This is a genomic window from Amycolatopsis saalfeldensis (assembly GCF_900110575.1).
Taxonomy (GTDB): domain Bacteria; phylum Actinomycetota; class Actinomycetes; order Mycobacteriales; family Pseudonocardiaceae; genus Amycolatopsis; species Amycolatopsis saalfeldensis.
The window spans coordinates 1-26,293 of the sequence record NZ_FOEF01000026.1; the positions used below are offsets into that span (position 1 = coordinate 1).

Here is a 26,293-nt window from a genome sequence, read left to right on the forward strand (position 1 = left end):
TGAGTTCTGCGGCGTGTTCGAGGATGCGGGCCCGGGTCGCCTGTCCTTTGCCGGTGAGTTTCTGGGCTTCCGTGGTGGCTGCCATGGCGTCCACACTACCCCAGACTGGGCTTGACAGCCCAGTATCAGGTCGTGTTCACTGCCGTTAGTGGGCTGGCAAGCCCAAAATCGGAGAGCTACGGAGGCATGCCATGAAGGCAATCGTCGTGACGGACCAGGCCGCGGAAGCTGCCGGCATCACCCTCGCCGAGCGGCCTGGGCCGGCGCCGGGGATCAATGACGTTGTGGTCGAGGTCCGTGCGTCGGGTTTCGTTCCGGCCGAGTGGGAGTGGGCGTCGACGTGGGTTGATCGTTCCGGTCGTGAGCGGACGCAGGCGGTCATCGGGCACGAGTTCGCCGGGGTGGTCGCTTCTCTCGGCTACGGCACGACCGGTTTTTCGGTGGGGCAGCGGGTTTTCGGGATCACGGACTGGCACCGTGACGGAACCCTGGCCGAGTACGCGGGTGTGGAGGCGCGCAGTCTGGCGCCGCTGCCGGGCAACGTCGACTTCACGGTGGGTGCGAGCCTGCCGATCTCCGGGTTGACCGCGTGGCAGGGCCTGTTTCAGCATGGTCGTGTTCGGGCGGGGCAGAGTGTCCTCGCGCACGGCGCCGCCGGTGCGGTCGGGTCCGTGGTGACGCAGCTGGCCCGGGAGTTCGGCGCCTATGTCATCGGTACCGGGCGGGCGGCGGACCGGCAGGCGGCGCTCGAGTTCGGCGCGAACGAGTTCCTCGACCTCGGCCACGACGACCTCGGCGAGGTCGGCGGGGTCGATCTGGTCTTCGACGTCATCGGTGGTGAGGTTCAACGGCGGTCGGCGAACATCGTCCGGCCCGGCGGGACGCTGGTGTCGGTGGTCGGCCCGGTGGAGGCCCGCCCGGCCGACGGCCTCGCGATCGACTTCGTTGTCGAGTCCGTGCCGAGTCAGCTGACCGAGATCGTCGACCGGGTCCGGGATGGCCGCCTCCGCACCCACATCGGCACCATCGTGACCCTCGACGACGCCATCCCCGCGCTCAACCCGACCGAACGACGCAAGGGCAAGACCGTCATCCGCGTGCGCCCCTGATTCGCAGGATCAGGGCGACCGCGTCCGCCGAGTGGACACCCGGAGTCAGGACTTCCTGGAGGAGCAGGCCGCGCATCGCGGCAATGGTGACGGTGGCCGTCGTCCGCGCTTCCCGGGCGTCGAGGCCTTCGTGTTCCGCGAGTGAGGCCAGCATCTGGGTCAGGTCGTCGAGCGAGTCGATGAACTCGCGGAAGTCTTCCGGGCTGTACGCGGCCAGCCCTACGACATGGAAGAAGCCGCGGATGCGCGACAGCCGCTCCGGGCGGGTGTAGGTCCGCCAGATCGCCACGACGAGGTCGTCGAAGGTGCCCTGCCGGGCGGCCGCGAACAGCCTCTCGTTGTCACGGGATCGCTGCGCCCTGAGCATGGCTGCCAGGACGCCCGTGAGTGACCCGAAGTGGTATCGCAGAAGGGCATGGCTGGTCTCGGTCCGGGCGGCGATCTCCCGGAGCGACACCTCCGGTGAGGGAAGGCCCTCGCCGAAGGCCTCGAGGAGTCGGGCCAGGAGGCGTTCGCGGGCGCCACCCTTGGGTTCTGAGCTTGACAGGATCACTCTCACAGTTTATCCATTGGAAAAGAACGCGCGGACGGCGCCATGGTGGAAGGAACGACTTGTGGGACGTTTTCAGGCCGGACCCGTGGTGAAGGACCTGTGATGAGCGCGATGTGGCAGGGCTGCCTCGCCGGCACCGACTATTTCGAGATGCGTTCCAGCGGTGGGCACGACTACGGCGTCTGGGTCACCACGCCACCGGGCTACGACCCCGCCGCGACGCGAGCGCCGGTCGTGTACGTGCTCGACGGCAACTGGGCGGTGGGCCAGACGGCTCCGCTCATCGTCACGCAGCTGGACCCCATGCAACGGATCCGGCCCTACATCCAGGTCAGCGTCGGCTACGCGGGGGAGGAAGCGCAGCACTGGGCACGGCTGCGCAACCGGGATCTCGTGCCACCCGGCGAGCCGATCGCCAAGGAGTTCGTCGATGCCGTGGAGATGGGACTTCAAGCGGGCACGATGACCCGCGAGGAAGCCGACGCCTACCTCGCCGAATTACGCGACACCCAAGCCGATGCGTTCCTGGCCTTCCTCACCGCGGAACTGCACCCGCGGATCGAGCGCGACTACGACACAGCCGCGAGCGGCCACGGTCTCCACGGCTACTCCTACGGTGGACTCTTCAGCCTCTACGCCTGGCTCAGCGGCAACACCCTCTTCGAGACCATCGGAGCGGGCAGCCCCGGCGTCGTCGGCGAAGGCAGTCAAGTTTTCGCCCAGCTCCAGGAAATGGGTGACAGCCTGCCAGCCGCCAACCTCCACGTGACCCTCAACGAGCGGGAACTTCTCGGAGACCTGGCCATCTACCAGAGCCTCGCGAAGAACACCGCCACCTTCCTGCACCGCCTGACCTCGCACGGCGGAGCCGTCACCAGCGCGATCCTGCGCGAAACACACGTGACGGGTCTGCAGGCCTCGTTCCTCAGCTACCTCAGGACTTGTCGCCCCTTGTAAGCGAGTGGGTGGAACCGGACGTCGACCTGCGGTTTGCCTGGTGGTGTCAAGATTTCGAGAGCGAGCTGGGCCTTCGCCCCGGTCGTGGACCGTTGGCATGTTGAATGAGGTCGTCCAGCCGAGGGGGTCTCGGCAACTCGCGATCTACCGCGGCATCGGATAGCCCGGCAAGAAGGATTGCCAGCGTACGCTGCCACGCGGCGCCTCCAGTAGTGCTCTCCATGCTGCACTGCACAGCCAGGAGAACGAGAAGAAGATCTTCGGGAACCACACCCGCCCTCAGCACGCCCGCATCCTGCCCAGCCCTGATGAGCTTCAGTTGCCGCTGTCGGAGCTGGCGACGCAGGCGACCCGCGATCTGCGAGTCCGGCAGAGGGAGCGTGAACGTTCGGATCAGGCTGCGATCGACGAGCCCGCGAGCGCATAGGCCCCGCACGTAGGAGAGGATCGCCTCTTCGGGAGCCAACGCGAGCGCCTCGTCAGCGGTGTTCACGTGCTCCAGCAGGCGCTGTTCGATGACGGCTTGGACGAGCTGCGCGCGGTCGAAGTGGCGTGAAAGCGTTGCCACGCCGACCCCGGCGGCGGCAGCGATCTCAGACAGCGGCACCTCGCAACCATGCTCGGCGAAAACCACTCGCGCAGCGCTGATGATCCGAGCACGACTCTCCATCGCATCTCGTCGTAGCGGCTTCACATCCATGCCTCCAGCGTAGCATCTGGAAGTAATGCTTCCATCTTCTCGCGAGCCGCGGTACGGTGAGCGCAAGATGGAACAGTTTCTTCCACATAGCTGACTGCTTGATGAGGCGGTGTCGCATGGGGACGTCCGTTGGTTACGAGTTGTTCGAATCGGTCGAAGTGGAGATCAGCAGGGCTGTGGCGACTGTGAGGTTGTTGACCACAGAACGAGTAGCGGTTCTCAGTGCGCAGGGCTCTCAGGCTGACCTCCATTTCGACCTCGGCCGGGCGCTCGCACGATTGCGCGAGGATGATGCGGTCAGAGTTGTGGTCATCACTGGCATCGACGACGGCGCGCCGTGGATTCTGCCGGCTCCGCCCTACGCGGAGGGCAACAGGCTCGATCCCGAGCCGGTCGACTTTCCGGATTGGATGTGGAAGGGGTTTCAGGGTGTGCGGCTGACTCAGCAAACGCTGGCCGAAATGGAGAAGCCGGTGATCGCTCGAGTTAATGGAGACTGTATCGGGTTCAGCCAAAGCATCATGTTCGGCTGCGACCTGATCGCCGCCAGAGAAGATGCGATAGTGGCTGATGTGCATATGGACCTGCAGAAGATCTTTGGGTTTGACACGGTTCCCGGTGACGGCGGAGGTGCACTGGTGCCCTTGCATATGTTCCCGGCCAAAGCGATGGAGTACCTGCTTCTCGCGAAGCCCTATACGGCCGCCGAACTGGCCAAAATGGGTGCGATCAATTACGCAGTGCCGCCGGCTGAACTGGATCAGGTCGTTGACGACATGGTTCGTCAACTTCTGTCGAAGTCCGCCTATGCGCTTGCGCTGACCAAGCGTGTTGTGAAGAGGCGAGTGGCCGAACAGCTCAACCTGACCCTCGACGCTGCCTCCGCATATGAATGGGTCAACTTCCTTCACTATCGAGGCAGTAACGGAAAGTCCAACCGCAATCTCTAGTCAGGAGTCTCGACTTGCGAGCCATCGTCTACACTCGCCCCGGCGCCTCCGACGTTCTGTCTCTGGCCGAGCGCGACATTCCCGAGCCCGGTCCGGGCGAAGTTCGGGTCCGCCTGATGCGTTCCGGAGTCAATCCCACCGATTGGCGATTCCGAATCCGACCGCTGCTGTTCGATGAAGTGACGCCGGGCCAAGACGGCGCCGGCGTCGTCGACGCGGTGGGGCCGCAGGTAGCCGATTTTGCGGTCGGCGATCGCGTCTGGCTGATTCTCGCCCAGCATGGAAAGCCTTTCGGTACCGCAGCCGAGTATGTAGTGCAGCCGATCAGCCGCGTCGTTCCTTTACCCGAAGGAGCGAGCTTCGACATCGGTGCCTCCATCGGGGTTCCAGCCCTGACTGCGCATCGCGCTCTGACAGTGCACGATGGCGGCCCCTCGCATCTGGGGCCAGGCGCGATGACCGGACTGACGGTCCTGGTGCAGGGCGGTGCAGGCGCAGTCGGCAACGCCGCAGTCCAGTTGGCGCGCTGGTCGGGCGCGACCGTCGTCACAACGGTGAGCTCCACAACGAAGGAATCGTTGGCAAAGGCCGCTGGTGCTCACCATGTCATCAACTATCGGCAAGGCGACACCGAGAGCGCGGTACGCGCGGCCGCGCCCGACGGCGTGGACTTGGTGGTGGAGGTCGCTCCAGCCCAGAATAACGCACTGGACCTTGCTGTTGTGAAAACCGGCGGAACTGTATCGATCTATGCCAAGAACGGGGGAGAGGAATACTCGGTGCCCATTTTGGAAACCTATTTCAAGAACCTCCGGTATCAGTACCTTGTCTTGTACTCCCTGCACGCCGGGGCATTGGCGCGGGCGGCGAGTGACGTGACGGCGGCCATCGCCACTGGTGGCTTCCGCATCGGTGAGGACTCTGGGCTCCCGATCCATCACTTTCCCCTAGCGGAAGCCGGGGTGGCGCAGGACGCGGTCGAACAAGGAGCGGTCGGAAAAGTTCTTTTGGACATAGCGGAGACATGATTGCGACGCGACGGCGACCATAGCCGGACGCGCTGCCAATCCTCTGCGCCGATGCAATTGCCGACACCCGCACCAGGTCAGAGCGTCGGCTTACCCGGCTGGTAGAGCCAGGTATCGAAGAACGATCCGAGGTCGCGGTCGGTCAGGCGCTCGACGAACTGGATGAATTGCCGCGTCGAGACATTGCCGTATCGGTGGGCCGTCGGCCACTGGGTGAGTACCCGGAAGAAGTCGCGGTCGCCGATCTTCAGGCGCAGCGCCTGTAGCGTCATCGCGCCGCGGTTGTAGACCAGATCGTCGAAGATGTGGTCGCGGCCGGGGTCGGCGACTGCGCCGCTCCAGTCCTTCTCGTCGGCGTAGGCCTTCGCGAAGGTCTGTTGCACGGGGACGTTGTTGAACTTCTCCTGGTAGAGCCATTCCGAGTAGGTCGCGAAGCCTTCGTTGAGCCAGATGTCCGACCAGTGCACCGGAGTCAGGCTGTCGCCGAACCACTGGTGGCCGAGTTCGTGGGCGAGCAGGTCGCCGTCGACCTCGCTGGTGCTCTGGTCGTAGACCGGCCGGCCCTGGGTCTCGAGGGCGTAGCCGACGCCGGCGTCGGCGAGGATGCCGCCGGTCGAGTCGAACGGGTACTGCCCGTACATCGAGGATTCCCATTGGACGACCTGCGCGGTGGTCTGGTTGAACACCTTGCCCTGCCCGGGTTTGGTGTCGATCGACTGGCCGATCGCGGTGATGTTCGCCAGACCGCCGGCCGCCGGGCCGCGGGTGACGTCGTAGTCGCCGATCGCGAGCATGCTCAGCTCGCTGGACATCGGCCGGTCCATGTGCCAGCGGAAGGTGGCCTGGTGATCGTGCGTGGTGGTGGGCCCGGGTTCGCCGTTGGCCAGCACGGTGAGTCCGGCCGGCACGGTGATGGTCTGGGTGTAGGTCGCCTTGTCGTCGGTGGTGTCGTTCACCGGGTAGTAGGTCGCCGCGCCGATCGGCTGGTTGAGCGCGACCGCGCCGTCTTTGGTGGCGACCCAGCCGGACAGGCCCAGCGCGGGGTCGTCGATCTTCTGCGGGACGCCGGCGTAGGTCACGGAGACGACGAACGCGCTGCCCTTCCGCAGACCGTGCGGCGGGGTGATCACCAGCTCCTGGGCCCCGCTGCGGGTGAAGGCGGCGTCCCGGCCGTTCACCGAGAGCCCGCTGATCGTCAGCGGTCCCTGGAAATCCAGGTCGAAGCGGGAGAGATCCTGGGTGGCCGTGGCGAGAATCGTGGTGGTCGCGTTGATCGCCCCGGTTTCGGGGCTGAACGCCAGCCGGATGTCGTAGTGGCCGACGTCGTAGCCGCCGTTGCCCATGTCGGGGAAATACGGATCCCCGGCCCCCGGTGCACCGGGGGAGTACCGCGGTGCTTGGGCCGGCGCCGCAGCTGCCGGGCTCGCCGCGGCCAGCAGACCGGCGGACAGCGCGCAGGAGATGATCAAGAGGTGCCCACGGTTACGGTTGACGCCACGCATTGGCCCTCCTCGGCAATCATCGACGCTGAAGAGTAGGACCGGCCCGACCACGGATCAACCCTCTTACGGCTGCCCTCGAAGCCCGGTTCGGGCGCTGCCCGGCAAGGGTCGGCGAGTGCGGGTCCACCGGGCCGTTCAGGCGGGCGCCAGGAGGGTCGTGCCGAGCGCGGTGAGGGTGTGGCGGACGGCCGTGCCGCAGCGCCGGGTCTCGACCAGGCCCGCCTGCCGGAGGATCGACGCGTGGTAGCTCGCCGAGGCCACGGAGATGCCCGCGTGGTAACCGAGTTCCGTGGTGGTGCTGCCGTGCACCGCGGCGGCCAGCACCTGTGCCCGGGTCGGCCCGAGCAGCGCCCGCAGCGATGCGTGGACGCCGGGCGCGCCGGACCGCGGGCGGGCGGCCCAGTCCGCACCCGGGGCGATCGGGTAGAGCAGCACGAGCCGGCCACCGGCGTCGGTACCCAGCTGAGGCCCGTCCTGGCAGAAGAACGAGGGGGCCAGCCGAAGCCCGCGACCGGCCGAGCGGACGTCGCGGGCGCCGTCGCCGCCGGGCAGTTCCAGCACCGGCCGCCGCCACCGCACGTCCGGGTGCAGTCCGGCCAGCAGCGCGCCCAGGCCGCCGGTCAGCAGGGTGGCCGACCGGACGGTCCGGTCCTCCCGGGCCCGCTGCTCGATCGCGAGCCAGTACGGCTCGATCGCCTCGTCGAAGTAGTCCTTCACCTCGTCGGACCACCCGGACGCCGAGGACGTCCGGGCGGCCAGCTCTCTCAACCTCGGCTCGGGGACCTTCAGCTGCCGGCGCCAGCCCTCGAACGCGGCCGGCACCTCGCCCCTGGCGAGCATGCGCAGGCTCATCGCCGCTTCGCACCGCGGAGCGAGGCCATCGGCGAGGGTGACGTTCTCCAGATCGGTGGCGGACAGGTGGACGCGCATGGCTCGCTCACTCCTCGTACGGTGATCCCGGTCCTGGGGCTCGACGCCGGGCCGGTGCGGGCGGTGGCCGCAGTACCCTGTTCCCGGCTCGGCTTCGATCATCACCGGCACTCGGCCGGATGGGTCGAATCAGCCGTCGCCTGTTCTCAGCCGAAGCCGGGAAACACCCGTTGACCAGGAGAGACCTCATGGCCCAGTCTTCGGCGTTCGGGGCGGAGCTGCGTCGCATCCGCACGGAGCGAGGGATCTCGCTCACCGGGCTCGCGAGCCTGACGTACTACAGCAAGGGATATCTGAGCAAGATCGAGACCGGGGCCAAGCCCGCGCTGCCCGATCTGGCGGCCCGTCTCGACGAAGCACTCGGCGCCAGTGGGCTGCTGGTCGAGCTGGCCGCCGCCGAGCAACGGCCGGTGTGCCCGTACCTCGGCCTCACCACCTTCAGCTCCGGTGACGCGGACTGGTTCTTCGGCCGAGAGGAGGCGACCGGTGACGTCCTGGCCGCAGTCGCCGCGGCGCTCGCCAACCGGCGGCCGGTGGTCGTGGTCGGTCCGTCGGGGGTCGGCAAGTCGTCGCTCGTGCGGGCGGGGCTGCTTCCCGCGCTCGCCCGCGACCACCTGCCCGGGTCGGGGGACTGGCCGGTTCTGGTGCTGACGCCGACCGAGTCCCCCGTCACCGAGCTGCGACGGCACGACGCGCTGCTGGGCGGCGAGGCCGAGCGCGTCGTGATCTTCGTCGACCAGTTCGAAGAACTGTTCACGCTGTGCGAGGACGAGCAGGAGCGGCGCGAGTTCATCGGCCTGCTCACCCGGAAGGCCGCCGAAGACGGCGCGCTGGTGGTGCTGACCCTGCGCGCCGACTTCTACGGCCGCTGCCTCGCCCATCCCGAGCTGCTCGAGGCCCTGCACCTGAACCAGGTCACGGTGGGGCCGATGTCCGAGCCGCAGCTGCGGTCGGCGATCGAGAAGCCGGCCGAAGCCGCCGGGCTGACCCTGGAGCCCGGATTGATCGAGCTCCTGCTCGCCGACGTCGGGTCCAGCACGGCGGGCGCGCTCCCGCTGCTGTCCCACGCTCTGCGGGCGACTTGGGAAGAGCTCGAAGGCACCGTCCTGACCGTGGCCGGCTACCGGCGCACGGGCCGGATCGAGCACGCCGTCGCCTCCACCGCCGAGAAGGCCTACGACCTGCTGGATCCCGGCGAGCGCGAGGCCGCCCACGCCCTGCTCCTGCGACTGGTGAACGTCGGCGATCACGAGCAGGACACTCGCCGCCCCGCCCAGCGCCAGTCCCTGTTGCACCTCCGGCCCGCCGAAACCGGGGCGGCACTGGAGGAGCTGGCTTCCGAACGGCTGCTGACCGTCGACGCCGACACCGTGACCATCACCCACGACGCGCTGCTCCACGCCTGGCCCCGCCTGCGCGGCTGGATCGACGCCGACCGCGCCGGGCTGCGCGTGCACCAGCAGCTCGCCGAAGCGACCGAGGCCTGGGCGGCCGAAGAGCGCGATCCCAGCCTGCTCTACCGCGGTCCGCGCCTGGCGTTCGCTTCGGACTGGGCGCGCCGGCAGGAAAACCGGCTCAACACAGTGGAGCGTGCCTTCCTCGAGGCGAGCGAGGCACTGCAGGACACGGTGACCCGCAAGGAGCGGCGGCACACGCGCAGGCTGCGGCTGCTGGTGGCAGGTATGGCGGCGCTGATGGTGCTCGCCGTGGTGGCCACCACCATCGCGGTGTACCAGGGCAACTCCGCGAATCACCAGCGCGACATCGCGGTCTCCCGGCAGCTGGCGACCGAGGCGAACCAGCTGCGGCAGAACGATCCTTCGCTGGCCACCCAGCTCAGCCTCGCCGCGTACCGCGTCGCCGACACTTCGGAGGCCCGGGGCAGCCTGCTCAGCGCGTCCGGCACGACTTACGTGACGCGGTTCAAACCGCACCCGGGCACGATCACCGGACTGGCCTTCGACACCGCCGGCCGCACGATGATCACCGCCGGGCTCGACGGCACCACCCGGTTCTTCGACGTCTCCGGACCGGGCACCCCCGTCGCGCACGCGGTGGTCCAGGCCGGCACCGAAACGGTCACCTCGCTCGCGTTCGCCGCGGGCACCGGGCTGCTGGCCACGGCCGACGAGCCCGACGCGACCCGGCTCTGGTCGACGCGGTCGATCGACCATCCCGCCCTGCTGGCGAGGCTGACGGGCGCCGGGCAGGCCACCGCGCTGGCACTGGACCCGGCCGGGACCCGGCTGGCGGCCGGCCACGAGAACGGTGAGATCGACCTGTGGAACGTCGCCGATCCCGCCGAACCGGTGCGCCTCGGCACGCTGCGGACCGCGGGGAAGACCATCCGGAGTCTGGCGTTCGCCCCGAAAGCGCCGCTCCTGGCCAGCGGGGCGACGACCTGGTGGGCCGGCTCTGGGACCTGTCGGGGCCGGCGCCCCGCCCCGAACCGCTGTCGGTCCGCACCGCGCCGATCCGCGCCGCCGCGTTCAGCCCGGACGGCACGACGCTCGGGTTCGGCAGCGACGACCGCACCGTCGGCCTGTGGACGGTCACGGATCCCGGACACCCGGTCGCCAAGGCGACGCTGACTGGGCACGCCAACGCGATCGAGGGGCTGGCGTTCAGCCCGGACGGGCGGACGGTCGCCACCGCGAGCGACGACCAGACGGTGCGGTTGTGGAACGCCGCGGACGCGACGTCCCTGACCACGCTTTCCGAGCCCGCGCCCGCGCGCATGGCCGCGTTCTCGCCGGACGGCCGGTCACTGGCGACCGGCGACGACCTCGGCGGACTGTGGCTCTGGCATCTGCCGCCGCCCGTGCTGGTCGAACCGGACGGCGCCACGACCGTGGCGTACGACCCGCACCGGCCGCTGTTCGCCGTCGGGGCCGAGAACGGCCGGGTGCACCTGTGGTCGCGGACGGACCTGCACACGGTGGGTGTGCTCGCCGCCGGGAACAGCCAGGTCAACGCGCTCGCCTACGATCCTCGCGGCCGGGTGCTGGCCGTCGGCGCGGACGACGGGACCATCCGGCTCTGGGACGTCTCGGACCCGGCCGCGCCCCGCCTCACGGCCACGACCAGCGGTTCGCCGAAGGTGTACACGCTGGCCTACCGGGGTGACGGGCGGGTGCTCGCCGCGACCGGTTCGGACTCCGTCGTGCGGCTGTGGGACACCACCGACCCGGCGCGGATCGTCCCCCTGCCCTCGTTGACCGGGCACCACAACGCCATCAACGGTCTCGCGTTCAGCCCGGACGGACGGCTGCTCGGCACCGGCAGCGACGACTACAGCAGCCGGGTCTGGGACGTCTCGGACCTGCGCGCGCCCCGGTCCCTGGTCCAGCTCGGCGACCACAGCAACGCCGTCACCAGCGTGGCGTTCAGCCCGGACGGCCGGACCCTGGCCACGGCGTCGGAGGACCACACCGTGCACCTGATGGACCTCGCGGATCCGGCGCGGCCGGTCCAGATCGCGAGCCTGACCGCCTCCTCGGTGCCCATCACGATGGCGTTCAGCCCGGACGGGCGGCTGGTCGCCACCTCCGACGACGACGGCACCGCGCAGGTGTGGGACGTGACCGACCGCGGGAAACCGCTGGCCCTGGCCGTGCTGCCGGGCCATGTCAAGCCGGTGACCGCGGTGGCCTTCAGCCCGGACGGCGCGGAGATCGCGACCACCGGCGAGGACCACACCACCCGCCTGTGGACGGTCGACGCGGCGGAGGTCGCCCGCCGGATCTGCGCGCTGGCGAGCCCGCCGCTGTCGGCGGACCAGTGGGCCCAGTACGTCACCGACCTGCCCTACCGCCGGCTCTGCCCCTGACCGGCCGGCAGCCTTCAAAGCGGGCTCGAACAGCTTGGCGCGCAACGGAAGCGGTTGCGAAGATGACGGCATGAAACGCCGCCTCGCGCTGGGGCTCACCCTGGCCGCACTGAGCAGTGCCTGCCCCGGTCCCGCGGCCGCGGCCACGCCGGTGACCACCGGGCGCGGCGGCTCGGACTACGCCTTCTACCAGGTCGACCACGACGCTCCGGGCGTCTGCGACCGGGAGCCCTACGGGGTGGTGAACAGCTACGACAAGGCGCCTGAGGTGATCAAGGCGCAGCTGGCGCAGATGTACGTGGCGGGCCAGCGGCGGCTGCGGATCCCGGTGTTCTACCAGCACGGCCCGGACTCCGGCACGGTGATGGACTCGACCGGCGGGACGCTTTCGGCGAAGAACCGCAAGAATCTCGCCGACCTGCTCGCCGCGGTGAAGGCCGCCGGGTTCCAGGAGATCGAGGTCGCCTTCTTCCCGATCGGCGTCGCCAACCCGGGTGACTGGACCAGCTGGAACGAGGCGCAGTACCAGGAGGACCGGTCGGTGATCGAGGCCGTCCGCCCGATCGTGCGGGCCTCGGGGGTGCCGTACCTGCTGGACCTGCTCAACGAGGGCATGCCGATGACCGGCCAGACGGTGCCGATCGACTACGCCCACCGGCTTTGGGCCGACTACACCGCGGCCCACGGCAAGGCCGACACCGTCGGCTTCTCGATGACCGTGTGGATCGCCGACCGCGCCCGCCAGATCCCGGCCGTTTACGGCGGGAACGTGCCCACGGTGTTCGACATCCACCTCTACGGCGATGTCGCGGGGGGCAACGGGGACGAGTACAGCCAGTTCGTCGACGCCCGCAAAGAGCTGGCGGGCAACGGGTACAACCAGGGCTGGATCATTGGCGAGGGTTATTACAACGACAGCGAAGCCGCCGACGGGATCGCCCGCGCGATCCACGACACCGGCCAGGTCGTGTTCTACCTGACCCAGTGGCCGCTGACCCGCGGGCACACCTGCAGCGACGTCGACGTCGCCCCTCCTGTGGCGTTCGACGGCTATCTCGCCAAGGGCTTCTGAGCATTTTCGCTACGAGCACTGGACTTCCGGGTTGCCACCCGGGGCTCAAAGGGGGTGTCGCCCGGGCCTGGGCGGTTGTGGGGTCTGCCCAGGCCCGGGCGTCCAGAGCGCCCGTTCGATTCCGGTTCGTCAGCCGACGACGCCGATGGCGAAGCTGGTCGAGCAAACGTGCGGGCCGTCTCCCCGGAACAGGGCGAGGGTCGCGGTTCCGGTTTCCCCCAAATTGAAGTTGGCGACGAAATACGTGCCGTTGGGGTCCACCGAATAGACTTTCGACCGGCCGGCGGCGCTGGTGACGACGGCGTCGCCGACCTGCGATCCGATCCAGGCGCCGACGTTGTGGTATTCGATCCGGACGCCGAAGTTGTCGTCGATGTCGGGCGGGCCGCCGAGGTAGCCGTGGTCGAAAGTGGCGCCGCAGTCCGGGTACGCGGGGGCGGCCGGGGCGGCGGAGGCGGGAGTGGACGCGAGGCCGAAGCCGAGCGTGGCCGCCGCCAGCACGGCGGCACCCTTGCCCAGTGCGGGCAGCAGTTTCCGCTTGACAGTACGGGGCTGGGATTCGGTCGAAATGGTCACCAATACTCCTAGAATAATCGCGAAAGCGGGTACGAGAACAGTTCTCGTTGACCAAGAGGTGAAGTGCGGTTCATTTTGACGCAAGGTTTATCTTGGTATCCCGCAGTAGGCGTGGCAACCCTTTCCATCGACGTCGAAAGGATTGCCGTGGCCGTGGTCGTGGCCGGAGGATCAGGGTCGACCGCGACGAACAGGGGATGGGAAATGAGCAGGACACGAATGATGCTGGCGGGTGCGGCGGTGGCCGGGCTCGCGCTGACCGCGTTTCCCGGCGCCGCCTCGGCGGCTCCGGCGGACTCGGTGACCGAGTACTGTCCGCACACGACGCAGTGCATCACCAACGAATGGCAGGCCGCGGCCGGCACGATCTACGTCGACTACGACATCACCGCGCTGCAAACCGGCGGCGGCCCGGGCGACACCGGCCAGGTGTGGCTGCTGTACAACAACGACTGCGTGGCGAACCTCGACATGAGCACCGCGCACCGGGCCGGGACCATCACCTGCCACACCGACGGCGGAACCGTCCAGGTCGCCGCGACCATGGGCCGGTTCGACGCCGACATCAACATCGGCTGGCGCCAGTAGCGCGCGTTACCGGGTCGATGATCTCAGCTTCCGGCCACGGTGATGACCAGTTTGCCGCCCTTCGGGCGCTGCTCGCGTTCCAGCTCCGTCAGGGCCTGAATCGCCTCGGCCAACGGGACCGTGCGGGCGATGGGGAGGCGCAGGGTCCGGGCCACCTCCTCCAGGTCGGCGGTCACCGGCCGGCCCATCATCGCCCGGAACGGTCCGGGCAGGGCGCTCCTGATCATTTTGGCCGGGGTCGGGACGATGTCGACGATGGTTCCGCGGGGTTTCAGCAGCCTTCGGGCCGCGGCGAGGGGAAGCATGCCGGGCGTGTCGAAGACGAGGTCGAACCGTCCCGCGAGGGCGGCCGGGCCGAAGCCGAAACCCACGACCGGTTCGACGCCGAGCTCGCGGGCCTCGTCAGCCGCGGTATCGCGGCAGCTGCCGGCGACCGAGGCTCCCCGCGCCCGGGCGAACTGGACGGCGGCCCGGCCCACCCCGCCCAGGCACCCGTTGACGAAGACCGCTTGCCCGGGCCGGACCTCCGCCGTGGCCTGGTAGGCGGTCACGCCCACGGTCGGCAGCGCGGCGGCCTGCTCGTACGAAAGGTCCACCGGTTTGAGCGCGACCGCCTTTTCCGGCGCCGTCACCAGCTCGGCGAACGCCCCGGCCTGCCGGAACCGAGCCACGCCGAGTACCGCGTCGCCGGCCTTCAGGCGGGTGACGCCTGCGCCGACCGCCTCGACGACTCCGGCGAAGTCGTGCCCCATCGCCCGGGGAAAGGAGCGACCGGTCATCAGCTTCAGCTCGCCGTTGCGCATCTTCCAGTCCAGCGCGTTGGAAGCCGCCGCCCGGACGCGGACGAGAACCTCGTCCGGACCCGGTCGTGGCGGCTCGAACTCGGCCAGCCGCATCACCTCCGGGCCGCCGTAGCGGTTGTACTGAAGGCGCTTCACGAGGCGTATTCGTTCGAGATCTCGGTGGCGTAGTTCTTCCACAGCGGTTTCATGGTCTCGGCGTTGACCGGCTGCCCGGAATCGATCATGGCCTTGAAGTCGCGGAAGTACTGCACGTACAGGTCCGGCGTGAACGTGTTCAGCATGACCGCGTTCCCGTCGCCGACGTTGGCGAACGTGTGCGGCGCCCCGGTCGGCACGATGACCCAGGTGCCCGGCCCGGCGTCGTAGTGGTCCTCGCCGACGGTGAACCGGAACGTTCCCGCCAGCACGTAGAAGCCCTCGTCGTGCTGGGCGTGGCGGTGCTGCAACGGGCTCGGGGTGCCCGGTGGAATGGTGACCTCGGCGAACCCCAGCCGGTGGTCGGTGTGCTCGCCGTTCTCCAGGATCCGGATCTGCTGCGCCCCGCTGCCGAGGATCTCGCCCTCACCGGGGCGGACGATGTTTACCTTCGCCACGACTTTCCTTTTCTATTGCCGACTTTGGTGACCACCATCCTGTTCCGGGCCGGCTGTGCGCGTCTTGGTCGCGCGTGCACGGTTGCTGGTTACCAGTGCACGGGCGTTGTAGCCGTAGGTCGTCTTGAAGAGCTTGCTGAAATGGGTGGGATCGGCGAATCCCCACCGGGCGGCCACGGCGGTGACCGTACGTCCGCTTCCGGTCAGCTCGGCCCGGCAGCGCTCGAGGCGGCGACGGCGGATCAGGGCCGCGACGGTAAGCTGCTGATCCTCGAACAGCTTGTGCAGCCGGCGTAGGGAAATGTGGTGGGCGGCGGCGATGCTGGGCGGGGACAGCTCGGGATCGGCCAGCCGGGCCTCGATGTAGCCGGCGATCCGGTCCCGCAGCCGCTCGTCCGGGGCCGGTTGCCCGTCGCCCAGCCGGGCCTCCAGCGCGACCGCGATCAGCTCGACGACGGCCGCCGCCGACCTCAGCGCCTCCGCCTCGCGGAACTCGCTCGCCGACCGCGCCGACTCCCGAGCCAGCACGGAGACGAGCGCGCCCGGACCGTGACTGCCGTCGATGCGCACGCCGATGAGCCGGTCGATCTGCGCGGGCCGGATCCGAAGCTCCCGGCGCGGAACCAGGATGGTGACGTGCGCCGCGGCGGTGCTCTCGAACCGGATCGTCCGCGTGGGATCCAGCAGCACCAGGTCCGCCGGCCCGAGCTCAGCGTCGCCGCGCCCCTGCTCGATCCGCGTCCGGCCCCGGGTCATCACCTTGATCGCCAGGTGCTCGCCGTCGGAAGCGCCGCGCTCCCGCCCGATGCAGGAACTCTCGGGCGTGACGAGGGAGACCAGCCGCAGCGGCCCGAGGCCCCGGGTGGCGATCCGTCCCCGGAAGCCGGCCCCGGCCAACTTGTTGACCAGCGGCGGAAACCCGCTGGCGGCCAGCTCGTCCTGGAACGTCTCAAGGCTGCCGATCACCCGGTCAACGATAACGCCGACACTCCGGCGGGTGCGGCGTTCGGCTGGGGTCCGCCAGTAGGAAGCCGTGCACTCTTCTGCCGCCGAGCGTGCGTGCAGGCGGCCGCTGTTGCCGATGAGCGCGTGGCAGAGAACGGTCGAACTCTGGATGGCAGGGCGGGGCTCCGGCAAAGTCGTTCACCTTGAACCGGCCCACCGATCGCCGGACCGCTTCGACCTATTGGCGGGGGAGCGCGATCTCGGTCGCTCGGATCATGGCGGCCCGCACGCCCTCGGGATCGTCGCCCCGCGCATGACTGGCCAGGGCGGCAGCGCTGACCGCCCCGGTCATTGCCCCGATCACGGCGGCTGCGGCGACCTCGTCCAGTTCCGTGGGGTATGCCCGGTGCAGCGCGTCGGCCAGTTCGGTCTGGGCCGCGAGCAGACGGTGCAGCATCCGGGCCATCAGGATGGGTGTTGACATCACCAGCCGGGCGCGCAGGGCGGAAAGACCGTTGGCCTGGTCGTCACCGGTGGCGTTGTCGATCATCCGGGTCATGACGCGAGCCAGCACGTCCGCCATCGGCTCCTCGGGTTGCCGCTCGGCGATGGTCCGCGACCCGAGGTCGATCCGCACGCCGGCGTCGGTGAACAGCACATCGAGGCGCACCTGCCGGTCACCGACGTCCGGCGCGCCACCGACCACGCCGACGGCGAGGCGCACCGCGGCCGGTTCAGCTACGGGCCGCCGGTGGAGTCCGTGCAGTGGGTGACCGCGATCGGCGCCCGGCCGCACGTGAACTCGCGGACGCTGCTGCAGGGCGACGTCATCGCCCGCGGCGCGCTGACCGCGGCGGTGGAGAACAGTGCCCGCAGCGTCCAGCAGGTGAGTAACCCCTAGATCCTGTACCTACTAGTATGTACGCTCGGCTCGTGCGGACGTCCCGGTGAGTCACCCTCTCGCTCACCGTGCCGTCCGCCGGGACGAGCCCCGCTTTCAAAGCACTGTCGAAGCACTGACAAGGAGCGCACTGTGGAACAGGCGACCACCACAGCCCGGGACGTTGCGGCGTCCTCGGCCCCGGCGCGGCAGGGACGGCCCGGCCTCGCGCTCGCCGCCGTCTGCCTCGGTTTCTTCATGATCCTGCTCGACGGCAGCGCGCTGAACATCGCGTTGCCCGCGGTCCAGCAGGAGATGCACGGCTCGATCAGCGCCCTGCAATGGGTCGTCAACATCTACACGATCCCGCTGGCCAGCGTGCTGCTCACGGCGGGCAACATCAGTGACCGCTGGGGCGCGCGGAGGCTGTTCATCTGGTCGCTGGTGTTCTTCACCGGCGCCTCGCTGCTGTGCGCGCTGAGCTCGTCGCTCGGCTTTCTGGTCGGGGCGCGGGCACTGCAGGGCGTCGCGGCCGGCGGGCTGCTGCCGACGACGCTGGCGATCATCGCCCGCACCTACCCGGACCCGGTCGAGCGCGCCAAAGCGATCACGCTCTGGGGCGCGACCGGCGGGCTCGCGCTGGTCGCCGGGCCGATCGGCGGCGGTGTGCTCACCGAGCTGCTGGGCTGGCGCTCGATCTTCCTGATCAACGTGCCGGTCGGGCTCGTCACGATCTTCCTGACGGTCCGGTACGCGAGCGAAACCCAGACCCGCGCGGCGAAGTCGCTCGACCTCGCCGGGCAGATCGTCGGCGTGATCGCGCTCAGCTCACTGGTCGCGGCGCTGATCGAAGGCGGCGCGCTCGGCTGGTCGGCACCGCTGACCCTTGGCCTGGTCGCGCTCGCGGTGCTCGGGATCGCGGCGTTCTTCGTCATCGAAAAGCGCAGCAGCCACCCGATGCTGCCGTTGGCGATCTTCCGGCGGCACGCATTCACGGCGTCCATCACGAACGGCTTCGCGTTCCAGTTCGGTGGTTACGGCATGCAGTTCATGCTGGCGATCTTCGTGCAGGAGCACTGGCACCTGACCGCGGCGCAGACCGGGGTGCTGTTCCTGCCGTTCTCGATCAGCTGGGTGTTCGGCACGATCGTGCTCGCCCGGCGGCTGGTTTCGCGGGGCCCGCGGTGGCTGCTGTGGACCGGAGCGACGGCGTCGCTGATCGGCGCGCTGCTGGTGCTGGGGATTTCGGACGAGTCGACGTGGCCACTGCTGGCCGTCGGCACGGCGTTCGTCGGCCTGGGCTGCGGTGTCTTCTCGCCGAGTCTGAACGCGGCGGCGCTGCTCTCGATCGACCCGAACTTCACCGGACTCGGCTCGGGTGTGCTCAACACGGCCCGGCAGATCGGGATGGCGGTCGGGGTCGCGCTGCTCGGCGCGTTCGTCGCGATCCAGGACACGCTGCTGGGCACGCGGCTCGGGATGGCGCTGGTGGCGGTGTGCTTCCTGACGATCGTGGTCCTGAGCGTCCGGTACGTCCCGCGCAAGGAACGCTGAGCCGCCCCCTCCCTCGGCTCACGCAGTTCTCAAGCCTCTGAAGGCCACCATGAGGGACCTAGCCTTGATCTTGCGTGCGACCAGCAAACTGGAGGTGACCGTGTTGAGGTGATCTCTGGTTGTCAGCTCGTCGTTGCTTGCCGGCGTGAGTCCGGTCCGGGTAGCTGTCAGGAGGCCCGGTAGCAGACTGGCGGCTTCGTGGGGAAACCTGCGGTCGAAGCCCAGTGTCGAATGCCCTTCAAGGGGGAGCGACTGAGCGGTCCGTAGCATGAAGCGAAGCCTGCGGCGTCGTTAGAGTTCCCGCCCCTCGTGAGTGGGGTGCAGGGAGTGCCGAGCCCCCGTTAACAGGGGTGAGGCCCTCCCCGGCCCGGCCGTGGGCGAGGTACTCCAATTCTGCTTCAGCTACCCACCGGTAGCTGAAGTTTTTTGATAAAGCTCAAGATTCGACGGAACGAAAAAACCGCCCTACCTGGACCTTCAAGTCCGGTGGGCGGTGTTTCGTCATGGTGGACCTTGGGGGAGCTTATTACAACCCGAAAGACCAGGTCAGGGCCCTGGTACAGCTCCGCGAGAAGCTTCCCAGCCTCGATACGCCCGAGCCGACGTCGATCAAGCGCGACCGACCTCGCCGTGTCCGGCAACTCGGCTTCGAACAAGTCGAGCAGCTGATCGCCGACTACCGGTCCGGCGCGACGGTCTACGAACTCGGTGACCGGTTCGACATCGAACGGCGAACGGTCAGCGACATCCTCCACCGGCACGGCGTGCCGATGCGCCGCCGCGGACTCACGCCTGACCAGGTCGACGACGCCATCCACCTCTACAACCTCGGCTGGTCACTGGCCCGAGTCGGCGACCACCTCGGCGTCAACCACACCACCGTGCTGAACAAACTGCGCGAACGCGGCATCCCCACCCGCGACACCCACGGCCGTCCGCGCGTCGAAGCAGGTGATGCTCGATGACACCGCGTACAGCTATGTCGACGCGATCAGGTTCGGACGGGGCTGCTGTTGTTCAGGCCGTCACCGTGATCATGGGCGTGGTCGTCGGCCTCACATTTCTCTTCGGCTTCGGCAACGTCCTCAACCTCGCACTTCGGCTCGGCGTGCCCGTCTGGGTTGCTCCACTCGTCGCACCCGCTGTTGACCTCTCGATCCTCGGGCTCCTGCTCGGCACCCGACACCTGGCGCTGGCTGGCGCACCCGCAGAACAGCTACGGCCAGCCCGCCGGCTGCTGATCTTCGCCAGCGTGGTCACGCTGGCCTTGAACGTCGCCGATCCGATCGTCGCGGGCGAGTACGGCAAGGCGGCGTTCGACGCAGTAGGCCCGCTCTTGCTGATCGGCTGGGCCGAAGTGGGCCCAGGGCTGCTGCAGGCGATGTCTGCTTCTCGCTTTGACGAGTTGATACAAGGGAGTGAGTTGCCTGCACCTACTACCGGTTCAGTCACTCGGGTTGCAGACGACGAAGCGGGTGAGAACGCCGCGCGGCACGCACAGGAGACCGTGCCGCCTGAAGGATCTGCCACTCGTGAAGCCAGCATGATGATTGACGACGATCTGCTGGAGCGGGCGAGGCAGGAGGACACCTATCACTGGGCAGAGCACCGGCGGCCGATCTCCGCTGACACGCTCAGGAAGCGACTTCGCGTCGGCGCGGCGCGGTCCCGGATGCTGGTGTCCATGATCCGGGCCAGCCGGTCCGCGCAGGCCGAGCCCCATTCCGAGGATCTACGCGACTTTGCGCTGTCCTGACCACCTAGAGCGTGCCCGGCATGCGCTTCGTGCGTTGTGTCGAGTTCGGCCGTAGCTGCTCGTCCTCGGGGTGCAAGCACCTCATAGAAGGGATCAGGGATGGACACGATTGAGTTGTATCGGCGGGCACAGGACGGGTTCGACGCGGTGCTGGCCGATGTCCGCCCGGACCAGTGGGATGCGCCGTCGGCGTGCGCCGAATGGACGGTGCGGGACGTGGCCGGGCACGTGATCTGGGGTCAACATCAGATGCGGTCGTGGGCGACCGGCGAGGACTACACCGAACGGGCCGGTGCCCCAGGGGCGCCGCGTCCGGCGGTGATGTCCGGCGAGGACCCGGTGACGACGTGGCGGGCGGCGCGCGAGGCGTCGGTGGCAACGATGACCGAGGAGACGCTGGCCAGGCTGACGTCGATCGCCGGAATCGGCGATGTCCCGCTCGCGGCGGTGGTCACTTTGCTGATCACCGACCACGTCGCGCACACGTGGGACATCGGGCACGCGCTCGGCATGGACGTCCGCTTGGACCCGGCGCTGGTGGCGGTGGCGTTCGACTGGGCGCGGGCGAACATGGTCCGCCGGCCGGGGTTCTTCGGGCCGGAACTCGCGCCGCCTGCCGGTGCTGATGAGCAGACGCGGATGCTGGCGTTCCTCGGGCGAGCAGCGTGGCAGCCGGTACCGGCGTGAGAACCCCGGCGTGGGAGGACCCGGCAGCGGCTTCCTCCCACACCGGGTTGATCACTCCTGCGGGGCGGGTTCGTAGAGGCTGAACGGGGTGCCCTGGTCGTCGTGGCAGTGCGTGATCCGGCCGACACCGGGGACGGCCTGGACGTTCTCGCCGGTGCCGCCGAGCTCGTGGATGCGCTTGACCGAGGCGTCGATGTCGTCGGTGGCGAAGTAGACCCGCGGGTGCGTGAAGCCGTCCTCGCGCGGAGCGATCGCACCCGCGGGCCCATTGTCGATCACGTGGTAGTCGCCGCCGAACTCGCTGGTACCCCAGCCGAACAGGCCGCTGTAGAAGGCGCGGGCCTTGGCGGTGTCGGCGGCGGGCAGTTCGACCCAGTTGATCTGTCCAGGCATGATCGGTCCTTCCGGTGATTTCGTCGGTTGACGCACCGGAGGACGAACAGAGACCGTCGTTCTCGACAGGCAGCCCGCTTCAACCCGAAATGGCGTGCCGGCCGGCATCGTAGGTGCGCAACGCAGCGCCGACCGCGGCGGCGACGGTGACCTCGAAGATCTCGTCTTCGGCGGGCCCGGCGGCGATCAGGCGGGCGATGTCGGCCTTGGCCACCTTGTACGACGCGTCGCGGACGGTCTCGGCGTAGGACCGCCACAGCTCGGGAACCGTGTCGCCGGTCGCCGCGGCCGTACGCAGGACAGAGGCGGTGGTGGCGGACGCGTTCAGCACGGCGTGACGAAGGTTTTCCACGACATCGCCGTGGTCGGTGCGGTCGCCGCCGGCGAGCAGGAAGCCGGGGAACCGGTAGCCGAACCGGTGCAGCGCGCGAGTGCCACTGTGCAGCTGCCCGTCGCGCAGTTCGAAACCGAAGGTGTTGGCCAGGCGGTTGATCACGTTCCACACGAGCTGGACGTGCAGCGCCTCCACTACCGCCTGCTCGGGCAGGCCGGCGATACCAGTGGCGTCGACGTGATCCGAGTCGAGGTTCACGGCGTCGAGAAACTCGCGGACCTGGTGGACTTCGGGGCGGGCCGAGGTGGGATTGTCCGGGTCGATTTCGCCGTGGCCGGCGATGCGGGTGAGCTCGGCGTGGGTGTCGATGCAGAACGGACACTGGTGCAGCTGTGCGGTGCAGATCGCTAGGTACTCGCGTTCGCCGGCCGTCCAGTACGAGGGCCCGCGCATCGCGTCGGCTGTCAGCTCCAGCAGCGGGCGGGTGAGGAAATCCGGCCGGTAGAGCAGCATCTTCACGATATCCGGACTCTCCACACGCGACAGAGTGGAAGTAGCCGCGAGGAACAGCTTCGCGCGACGGCGGTGTCCGTTGTCGAGGATGGACAGTCTCATAGGGACTCCGGCGTGTCGAGGGCGAGCAGGCGGGCGGCGAGGAACCGCCGGTCGGCAGGGTTGGTGGCAAGCTCGTGCGCTCGCCGATACGCGACGGCGGCGTCCTCGGTCCGGTCGAGCTGGCGCAGCAGGTCGGCGCGGGCGGCGTGGAGCAGGTGGTAGCGGTCGAGCCCGTCGATCCGGTCGATCAGCGCCAGTCCCTCGGCCGGGGTGGTGGACATGGCCACGGCGACCGCGTGGTTCAGCGCCACCACCGGCGACGGCGCCACCGCGAGCAGTTCGGTGTAGAGGGCGGCGATGCGCGGCCAGTCCGTCCGGTCGGCCGAGGGGGCTTGGGCGTGCAGCGCGGCGATCGCGGCCTGCAGCTGGTACGGCCCGGGTGCCCCCAACCGCAGTGCCCGATCCAGCAGCCCGGCGGCTTCGGTGATTTCGGCGTGGTCCCAGCGGGCACGGTTCTGGTCCTGCAACAGCACGACGTCGCCTGCCTGGTCGTAGCGGGCGGCGGCGCGAGAGTTGTGCAGCAGCAGCAATGCGACCAGCCCGAGCGCTTCGGGTTCGTCCGGCATGAGAGTGGCGATGAGCTTGGCGAGCCGGATCGCCTCCTGCCGCAGGGCGTCGTGCTCGGGCTTGCCGGGAGCGGTGGTGTAGCCCTGAGTGAAGATCAGGTACACCACGGCGAGGACGCCGGAGAGCCGCTCGGGCAGCAGATGATCGGCGGGGACGTCCAGGGCGATGCCGGCGTCGCGGATCTTCCGTTTCGCCCGCACCAGGCGCTGGGCAAGGGTGGGCTCGCTGACCAGGAACGTCCGGGCGATCTGCCCGGCGGTCAGCCCGGCCACGGCCTGCAGGGTCAGCGCGACCCGCGCGTCCTCGGCCAGGGCCGGGTGGCAGCAGGTGAAGATCAGGCTCAGCCGCTCGTCACCCACGCTGAGCAGGCTTTCCTCGCCGAAATCCATGGTCACCGCCTCCGATGGGTCACGGAGCTGGGCGAACTTCTCCCGGCCGAGCCGGGCCCGCCGGAGCCGGTCGATCGCGCAGTTGCGGGCCGCGGTCAGCAGCCACGCGACCGGGTCGTCGGGCACTATGTCGCCCCACTTTCGTAGCGCCAGCGCACAGGCGTCCTGCAGCGCGTCCTCGGCCAGCTCGAAGTCGCCCAGAACGCGGATCAGCGCGGCGAGCATTCGGGCCTGGTGCTCGCGGTAGACCCGCTCCACCGCCGCCGCGGGTGAGACCGTCATGCCCGGCTCATTCGCCGGTGGACGCCAGCTCCGACGACGTGTGGTCCAGCCCAGGCACGCCGGCGATCGGCCGCACCTCGATCGAGCCTTGTTCGGCCATCGGGCACAGCGCGGCCAGTTCCAGCGCCTCGTCCAGGTTGCGGCAGTCGAGGATGTAGGCGCCGCCGAGGTGCTCGTGGGTTTCGGCGAACGGGCCGTCGGTGATCAGCGTCCGGCCGTTCCGCACGCTCACGGTGGTGGCGGTGCGCTCCGGCTGTAGCGGATGCCCCGCCACGAACACGCCGCGCCGGCGACACTCGTCGGCGAACGCGTTCACCCTGGCCAGGGCCTCCTCGAAGCCCGGATCGCCGGGTTCGGGCCGGTCGCAGTCGTAGATCAGCAGCATGTACTGCACATGTCCTCCGTCTCACCTGGGTCCAGGTCGGTCGAAGAGGATGACGAACGGGCCGACCGTATCTCGACACCCCGCTCGCAGCCTCTTTCTCCGAGATCGGGACACGTCATGTGCGGCGGGTCAAACGCTGGGCGAGATAAGCGGCATCGTGCTGGACGAAGCCGAGGAGGGCGGAGCCGGTGGTGTGTTGCCAGGGCTGTCCGAGGACGTAGAGGCCGGTCGCTGGAGTGACGCCGCGGTGGTGGCGCAGCGCTCCGGTGTGGTCGAGAACGTTGTCGACGGTGATCCAGGTGTGGTCGCGGCGGTAGCCGGTGGCCCAGACGACGGCGTCGATCTCGACGCTGCTGCCGTCGGCGAATCCGGCGCGCCGCCGGTTGGCGCTGGTCAGACGTGGCCGGACAGTAATGTCGGCTCGGCGGAGATCGCGGTGGGACAGTCCGATGACGGTGCCTTCGCCGCGGCGCAGCCAGCGGCCCCGGCGGGAGTCCGCGGGCGCGGAGATCAGCCCGGTGATGGTCTGCCACCAGAAGAGGTCTCGCCCGAGGATGCGTTGGGGCACGCAGGCGTTGCGGGTGCCGCTCGCGAGGGTCACGGCACCGACGCCGGGATCGGTGGCGAGTTCGGTGGCGAGCTGGAAGCCGGAGTTGCCGCCGCCGACCACGAGCACCTGCAGCCCTCGCAACGGTTCCGGGTTGCGGTAGCAGCTGCTGTGCAGTTGGAGCACCTCGGATGAGAATCCGCCTCCACAGGCCGGGGTCACCGGGATCTGGAAAGGGCCGGTGGCCACCACGACCTGCCGGGCCTGGATCACGCTCGCGGCGGTTGTGAGGGTGTTGCCGGCCGGGGTCACGGCAAGTTCGGTGACGGTGGTGCCGAGCCGGATCGGCAGGGTGAAGTGGCTGGCGTAGGTCCGCAGGTAGTCGGCGACCTGGTCCTTGGTCGGGTAGGTGTCCGGCGCGGCAGGGAAGGCGAGGCCGGGGAGTCCGGCGTACTGGGCCGGGGTGAACAGCCGCAGGGAGTCCCAGCGGGTGCGCCACATGTGTCCGACGCTGTCGGCGCCGTCGAGGATTTCGAAGTCCAGCCCGCGGGCGCGCAGGTGATAGCCAATGGCTAAGCCGGCCTGCCCGCCCCCGACCACGGCCACATCGAGGACCGTCATCCCGTGCCCGCCTCCCCGGAGGGGGCGACCTGCCCCAGGATCCGGTCGGCGACCCGGACGAACGCCGCCAGGTCGGTGCTCGGCAGGTCACCGAGGATCGCCTGAGCCGATTCCCGCCGGCTGGCGGTCATCCAGCGCGCGGTCTCGGCGCCCTGCGCGGTCAGGACGACCGAGGTCGCGCGGCGATCGGACGGATGCGGGCGTCGCTGGACGAATCCACCCTCCTGCAGGGCGTCCACGAGTCCGGTGACATGACGCGGGGTGCAGCCAAGCGCTTGCGCCAGTGCGCGCTGCACGAGTGCTCCGTCGCGGGCGAGCAGATAGATCACCTCGGCGCGGCTGGTCGTCAACCCACGCTCCGCGAGAGCCTGGCGCATCGCCTCGGCCAGCCGGGCCGCCAGCTCGAACGCCTTGTCGAAGACGTCGATCGGAGCATCGGACACGTCAACCCCTTCCCGAAAGTCGTGTCCATGGTACATAGTGAAGTCACTTCACGATCTGAGGGAGGCTGGAGGCGTGAGCGATCAGGGCGACGAGGACCGGGTGCGGCGGCAGTGGGACAGCTACGCCCCGCGATACGACCGGGACATGGGGTTCTTCGAGCGGCTGCAGTTCGGCGGCGGCCGGGAATGGGTGTGCGCACAGGCCAGCGGCGAGGTGCTGGAGGTCGCAGTGGGCACCGGTCGGAACCTGGTGCACTACTCGGACGAAGTGCGACTGACCGGGATCGACTTCAGCGCGGCCATGCTGGACCGCGCGCGCCACCGCGCTGCCGAGGTGGGCCGGGAGATTGTGCTGCGGGAAGCCGACGCGCAGGCACTGCCGTTTCCGGACGCCTCGTTCGACACAGTCGTCTGCACGCTCGGGCTGTGCGGCTTTCCCGACGAGCGCGCCGCGATCGTGGAGATGCACCGGGTGCTGCGCCCCGGCGGGACACTGTTGCTGCTGGACCACATCGGCAGCCACCACGCGCTGATCCTCTTCGGACAGCGGCTGCTGGAGAAGCTCACGGTGCGGATGCTCGGCGACTACCAGACCCGCCGTCCGCTGCCGCTGGTCGAGCAGATCGGATTCGTCGTGCAGCGGCAGGAACGGCTCAAGCTGGGCACGGTCGAGCGGCTCGCCGCGACCAAGCCCGCCTAGGCGCA

At 69.0% G+C, this 26,293-nt stretch carries 29 protein-coding genes; 14 read left to right on the forward strand and 15 right to left on the reverse strand.

The window, feature by feature from the left end:
* Nucleotides 1-191 precede the first annotated feature (191 nt).
* Nucleotides 192-1,109, forward strand: coding sequence for an NADP-dependent oxidoreductase (locus tag BMY97_RS39195; protein ID WP_091627864.1), 918 nt, complete (start codon nt 192-194; stop codon nt 1,107-1,109).
* On the opposite strand, the gene BMY97_RS39200 is transcribed toward BMY97_RS39195, so the two are convergent.
* Nucleotides 1,090-1,662: a TetR/AcrR family transcriptional regulator gene (locus BMY97_RS39200; protein ID WP_091627866.1), complete on the reverse strand. Its 573-nt coding sequence runs from the start codon at nt 1,660-1,662 to the stop codon at nt 1,090-1,092. The two genes, BMY97_RS39195 and BMY97_RS39200, sit on opposite strands and share 20 nt — an antisense overlap.
* A gap of 102 nt (nt 1,663-1,764) precedes the next feature.
* Between BMY97_RS39200 and BMY97_RS39205 the strand changes: the two genes are divergently transcribed.
* Nucleotides 1,765-2,619: an alpha/beta hydrolase gene (locus tag BMY97_RS39205; RefSeq protein ID WP_091627867.1), complete on the forward strand. Its 855-nt coding sequence runs from the start codon at nt 1,765-1,767 to the stop codon at nt 2,617-2,619.
* Between the two features lie 46 nt (nt 2,620-2,665).
* Here the strand turns inward: BMY97_RS39205 and BMY97_RS39210 are convergent, their stop codons facing one another.
* The gene (locus BMY97_RS39210; RefSeq protein WP_091627869.1) at nt 2,666-3,319 is read right to left on the reverse strand and encodes a TetR/AcrR family transcriptional regulator; all 654 of its coding nucleotides are present in this window, start codon (nt 3,317-3,319) and stop codon (nt 2,666-2,668) included.
* 116 nt (nt 3,320-3,435) lie between these two features.
* Between BMY97_RS39210 and BMY97_RS39215 the strand changes: the two genes are divergently transcribed.
* Together BMY97_RS39215 and BMY97_RS39220 are read left to right on the forward strand one after the other, a co-directional pair.
* On the forward strand, nt 3,436-4,269 hold the full coding sequence (locus BMY97_RS39215; protein ID WP_177231755.1) for an enoyl-CoA hydratase/isomerase family protein: 834 nt from the start codon (nt 3,436-3,438) through the stop codon (nt 4,267-4,269).
* Nucleotides 4,270-4,283: 14 nt separating this feature from the next.
* Nucleotides 4,284-5,297 carry an NADPH:quinone reductase gene (locus BMY97_RS39220; protein ID WP_091627872.1) on the forward strand — a complete coding sequence of 338 codons (1,014 nt, stop codon included), beginning with the start codon at nt 4,284-4,286 and terminating at the stop codon, nt 5,295-5,297.
* Between the two features lie 77 nt (nt 5,298-5,374).
* Here BMY97_RS39220 and BMY97_RS39225 read toward each other — a convergent pair whose 3' ends face one another.
* Nucleotides 5,375-6,799: a M1 family metallopeptidase gene (locus tag BMY97_RS39225; protein WP_245787732.1), complete on the reverse strand. Its 1,425-nt coding sequence runs from the start codon at nt 6,797-6,799 to the stop codon at nt 5,375-5,377.
* 135 nt (nt 6,800-6,934) lie between these two features.
* A complete protein-coding gene (locus BMY97_RS39230; RefSeq protein ID WP_091627874.1) occupies nt 6,935-7,729 on the reverse strand; it encodes an ArsR/SmtB family transcription factor in 795 nt (264 codons plus the stop codon).
* A 188-nt stretch (nt 7,730-7,917) separates the two neighbouring features.
* Between BMY97_RS39230 and BMY97_RS48865 the strand changes: the two genes are divergently transcribed.
* The 3 genes from BMY97_RS48865 to BMY97_RS39245 all read left to right on the forward strand — a co-directional run bounded on the left by BMY97_RS48865 (nt 7,918) and on the right by BMY97_RS39245 (nt 12,630).
* Complete coding sequence (locus BMY97_RS48865) at nt 7,918-10,320, forward strand: nSTAND1 domain-containing NTPase (protein ID WP_245787733.1); 2,403 nt, start codon at nt 7,918-7,920, stop codon at nt 10,318-10,320.
* Nucleotides 10,203-11,558: a WD40 repeat domain-containing protein gene (locus tag BMY97_RS39240; RefSeq protein WP_342744087.1), complete on the forward strand. Its 1,356-nt coding sequence runs from the start codon at nt 10,203-10,205 to the stop codon at nt 11,556-11,558. The genes BMY97_RS48865 and BMY97_RS39240 overlap by 118 nt, the downstream gene beginning before the upstream one ends.
* A 70-nt stretch (nt 11,559-11,628) precedes the next feature.
* Nucleotides 11,629-12,630: a hypothetical protein gene (locus tag BMY97_RS39245; protein WP_091627880.1), complete on the forward strand. Its 1,002-nt coding sequence runs from the start codon at nt 11,629-11,631 to the stop codon at nt 12,628-12,630.
* Nucleotides 12,631-12,759: 129 nt separating this feature from the next.
* Here the strand turns inward: BMY97_RS39245 and BMY97_RS39250 are convergent, their stop codons facing one another.
* Nucleotides 12,760-13,206, reverse strand: a complete 447-nt coding sequence (locus BMY97_RS39250; RefSeq protein WP_091627882.1) for a hypothetical protein — start codon at nt 13,204-13,206, stop codon at nt 12,760-12,762.
* Nucleotides 13,207-13,410: 204 nt separating this feature from the next.
* Here BMY97_RS39250 and BMY97_RS39255 point away from each other — a divergent pair, with 204 nt between their 5' ends.
* The gene (locus BMY97_RS39255) at nt 13,411-13,794 is read left to right on the forward strand and encodes a hypothetical protein (RefSeq protein WP_143086395.1); all 384 of its coding nucleotides are present in this window, start codon (nt 13,411-13,413) and stop codon (nt 13,792-13,794) included.
* Nucleotides 13,795-13,817: 23 nt separating this feature from the next.
* Here BMY97_RS39255 and BMY97_RS39260 read toward each other — a convergent pair whose 3' ends face one another.
* From BMY97_RS39260 to BMY97_RS39275, 4 genes are read right to left on the reverse strand one after another with little or no spacing between them, the layout of a single operon-like run.
* Entirely contained in the window at nt 13,818-14,732 is a 915-nt protein-coding gene (locus BMY97_RS39260) for an NADP-dependent oxidoreductase (RefSeq protein ID WP_245787734.1), read from the reverse strand.
* Nucleotides 14,729-15,190 carry a cupin domain-containing protein gene (locus BMY97_RS39265; RefSeq protein ID WP_091627884.1) on the reverse strand — a complete coding sequence of 154 codons (462 nt, stop codon included), beginning with the start codon at nt 15,188-15,190 and terminating at the stop codon, nt 14,729-14,731. Before BMY97_RS39265 ends, BMY97_RS39260 begins: the two co-directional genes overlap by 4 nt.
* Nucleotides 15,191-15,202: 12 nt before the next feature.
* The gene (locus BMY97_RS39270; protein WP_218156978.1) at nt 15,203-16,327 is read right to left on the reverse strand and encodes a helix-turn-helix domain-containing protein; all 1,125 of its coding nucleotides are present in this window, start codon (nt 16,325-16,327) and stop codon (nt 15,203-15,205) included.
* A gap of 46 nt (nt 16,328-16,373) precedes the next feature.
* The gene (locus tag BMY97_RS39275) at nt 16,374-16,859 is read right to left on the reverse strand and encodes a TetR/AcrR family transcriptional regulator (RefSeq protein WP_143086396.1); all 486 of its coding nucleotides are present in this window, start codon (nt 16,857-16,859) and stop codon (nt 16,374-16,376) included.
* A gap of 27 nt (nt 16,860-16,886) precedes the next feature.
* Here BMY97_RS39275 and BMY97_RS47430 point away from each other — a divergent pair, with 27 nt between their 5' ends.
* The 5 genes from BMY97_RS47430 (at nt 16,887) to BMY97_RS39300 (ending at nt 21,012) form a co-directional block, all read left to right on the forward strand.
* Nucleotides 16,887-17,036 (forward strand): hypothetical protein, encoded by a 150-nt coding sequence (locus BMY97_RS47430; protein WP_177231757.1) that lies wholly within the window; start codon nt 16,887-16,889, stop codon nt 17,034-17,036.
* A gap of 132 nt (nt 17,037-17,168) precedes the next feature.
* Nucleotides 17,169-18,569 (forward strand): MFS transporter, encoded by a 1,401-nt coding sequence (locus BMY97_RS39285; protein WP_218156979.1) that lies wholly within the window; start codon nt 17,169-17,171, stop codon nt 18,567-18,569.
* Nucleotides 18,570-19,072: 503 nt separating this feature from the next.
* Nucleotides 19,073-19,534, forward strand: coding sequence for a hypothetical protein (locus BMY97_RS39290; protein ID WP_342744084.1), 462 nt, complete (start codon nt 19,073-19,075; stop codon nt 19,532-19,534).
* Nucleotides 19,531-20,325: a hypothetical protein gene (locus BMY97_RS39295; protein ID WP_245787735.1), complete on the forward strand. Its 795-nt coding sequence runs from the start codon at nt 19,531-19,533 to the stop codon at nt 20,323-20,325. Before BMY97_RS39290 ends, BMY97_RS39295 begins: the two co-directional genes overlap by 4 nt.
* A 99-nt stretch (nt 20,326-20,424) precedes the next feature.
* Complete coding sequence (locus BMY97_RS39300) at nt 20,425-21,012, forward strand: TIGR03086 family metal-binding protein (protein WP_091627889.1); 588 nt, start codon at nt 20,425-20,427, stop codon at nt 21,010-21,012.
* 51 nt (nt 21,013-21,063) lie between these two features.
* Here BMY97_RS39300 and BMY97_RS39305 read toward each other — a convergent pair whose 3' ends face one another.
* From BMY97_RS39305 to BMY97_RS39330, 6 genes are all read right to left on the reverse strand, one after another.
* On the reverse strand, nt 21,064-21,405 hold the full coding sequence (locus BMY97_RS39305) for a VOC family protein (protein WP_091627890.1): 342 nt from the start codon (nt 21,403-21,405) through the stop codon (nt 21,064-21,066).
* Between the two features lie 79 nt (nt 21,406-21,484).
* Complete coding sequence (locus BMY97_RS39310; RefSeq protein WP_091627892.1) at nt 21,485-22,354, reverse strand: carboxymuconolactone decarboxylase family protein; 870 nt, start codon at nt 22,352-22,354, stop codon at nt 21,485-21,487.
* The gene (locus BMY97_RS39315; RefSeq protein WP_091627894.1) at nt 22,351-23,592 is read right to left on the reverse strand and encodes an RNA polymerase sigma factor; all 1,242 of its coding nucleotides are present in this window, start codon (nt 23,590-23,592) and stop codon (nt 22,351-22,353) included. Before BMY97_RS39315 ends, BMY97_RS39310 begins: the two co-directional genes overlap by 4 nt.
* Nucleotides 23,593-23,599: 7 nt before the next feature.
* Nucleotides 23,600-23,986, reverse strand: coding sequence for a YciI family protein (locus BMY97_RS39320; protein WP_091627896.1), 387 nt, complete (start codon nt 23,984-23,986; stop codon nt 23,600-23,602).
* Between the two features lie 106 nt (nt 23,987-24,092).
* The gene (locus BMY97_RS39325) at nt 24,093-25,145 is read right to left on the reverse strand and encodes a flavin-containing monooxygenase (RefSeq protein WP_091627898.1); all 1,053 of its coding nucleotides are present in this window, start codon (nt 25,143-25,145) and stop codon (nt 24,093-24,095) included.
* Nucleotides 25,142-25,588: a MarR family winged helix-turn-helix transcriptional regulator gene (locus BMY97_RS39330; RefSeq protein ID WP_177231758.1), complete on the reverse strand. Its 447-nt coding sequence runs from the start codon at nt 25,586-25,588 to the stop codon at nt 25,142-25,144. Before BMY97_RS39330 ends, BMY97_RS39325 begins: the two co-directional genes overlap by 4 nt.
* A gap of 73 nt (nt 25,589-25,661) precedes the next feature.
* Here BMY97_RS39330 and BMY97_RS39335 point away from each other — a divergent pair, with 73 nt between their 5' ends.
* The gene (locus BMY97_RS39335) at nt 25,662-26,288 is read left to right on the forward strand and encodes a class I SAM-dependent methyltransferase (protein ID WP_245787736.1); all 627 of its coding nucleotides are present in this window, start codon (nt 25,662-25,664) and stop codon (nt 26,286-26,288) included.
* The last annotated feature ends 5 nt before the right edge of the window (nt 26,289-26,293 follow it).

Bases quoted from the DNA above. Each gene is read 5' to 3' on its own strand.
- BMY97_RS39195 (WP_091627864.1), top strand. From the start codon at position 192: ATGAAGGCAATCGTCGTGACGGACCAGGCCGCGGAAGCTGCCGGCATC.
- BMY97_RS39205 (WP_091627867.1), top strand. From the start codon at position 1,765: ATGAGCGCGATGTGGCAGGGCTGCCTCGCCGGCACCGACTATTTCGAG.
- BMY97_RS39210 (WP_091627869.1), bottom strand. From the start codon at position 3,319: ATGGATGTGAAGCCGCTACGACGAGATGCGATGGAGAGTCGTGCTCGG.
- BMY97_RS39215 (WP_177231755.1), top strand. From the start codon at position 3,436: ATGGGGACGTCCGTTGGTTACGAGTTGTTCGAATCGGTCGAAGTGGAG.
- BMY97_RS39225 (WP_245787732.1), bottom strand. From the start codon at position 6,799: ATGCGTGGCGTCAACCGTAACCGTGGGCACCTCTTGATCATCTCCTGC.
- BMY97_RS39230 (WP_091627874.1), bottom strand. From the start codon at position 7,729: ATGCGCGTCCACCTGTCCGCCACCGATCTGGAGAACGTCACCCTCGCC.
- BMY97_RS48865 (WP_245787733.1), top strand. From the start codon at position 7,918: ATGGCCCAGTCTTCGGCGTTCGGGGCGGAGCTGCGTCGCATCCGCACG.
- BMY97_RS39245 (WP_091627880.1), top strand. From the start codon at position 11,629: ATGAAACGCCGCCTCGCGCTGGGGCTCACCCTGGCCGCACTGAGCAGT.
- BMY97_RS39255 (WP_143086395.1), top strand. From the start codon at position 13,411: ATGAGCAGGACACGAATGATGCTGGCGGGTGCGGCGGTGGCCGGGCTC.
- BMY97_RS39290 (WP_342744084.1), top strand. From the start codon at position 19,073: ATGGTGGACCTTGGGGGAGCTTATTACAACCCGAAAGACCAGGTCAGG.
- BMY97_RS39295 (WP_245787735.1), top strand. From the start codon at position 19,531: ATGACACCGCGTACAGCTATGTCGACGCGATCAGGTTCGGACGGGGCT.
- BMY97_RS39300 (WP_091627889.1), top strand. From the start codon at position 20,425: ATGGACACGATTGAGTTGTATCGGCGGGCACAGGACGGGTTCGACGCG.
- BMY97_RS39305 (WP_091627890.1), bottom strand. From the start codon at position 21,405: ATGCCTGGACAGATCAACTGGGTCGAACTGCCCGCCGCCGACACCGCC.
- BMY97_RS39310 (WP_091627892.1), bottom strand. From the start codon at position 22,354: ATGAGACTGTCCATCCTCGACAACGGACACCGCCGTCGCGCGAAGCTG.
- BMY97_RS39315 (WP_091627894.1), bottom strand. From the start codon at position 23,592: ATGACGGTCTCACCCGCGGCGGCGGTGGAGCGGGTCTACCGCGAGCAC.
- BMY97_RS39325 (WP_091627898.1), bottom strand. From the start codon at position 25,145: ATGACGGTCCTCGATGTGGCCGTGGTCGGGGGCGGGCAGGCCGGCTTA.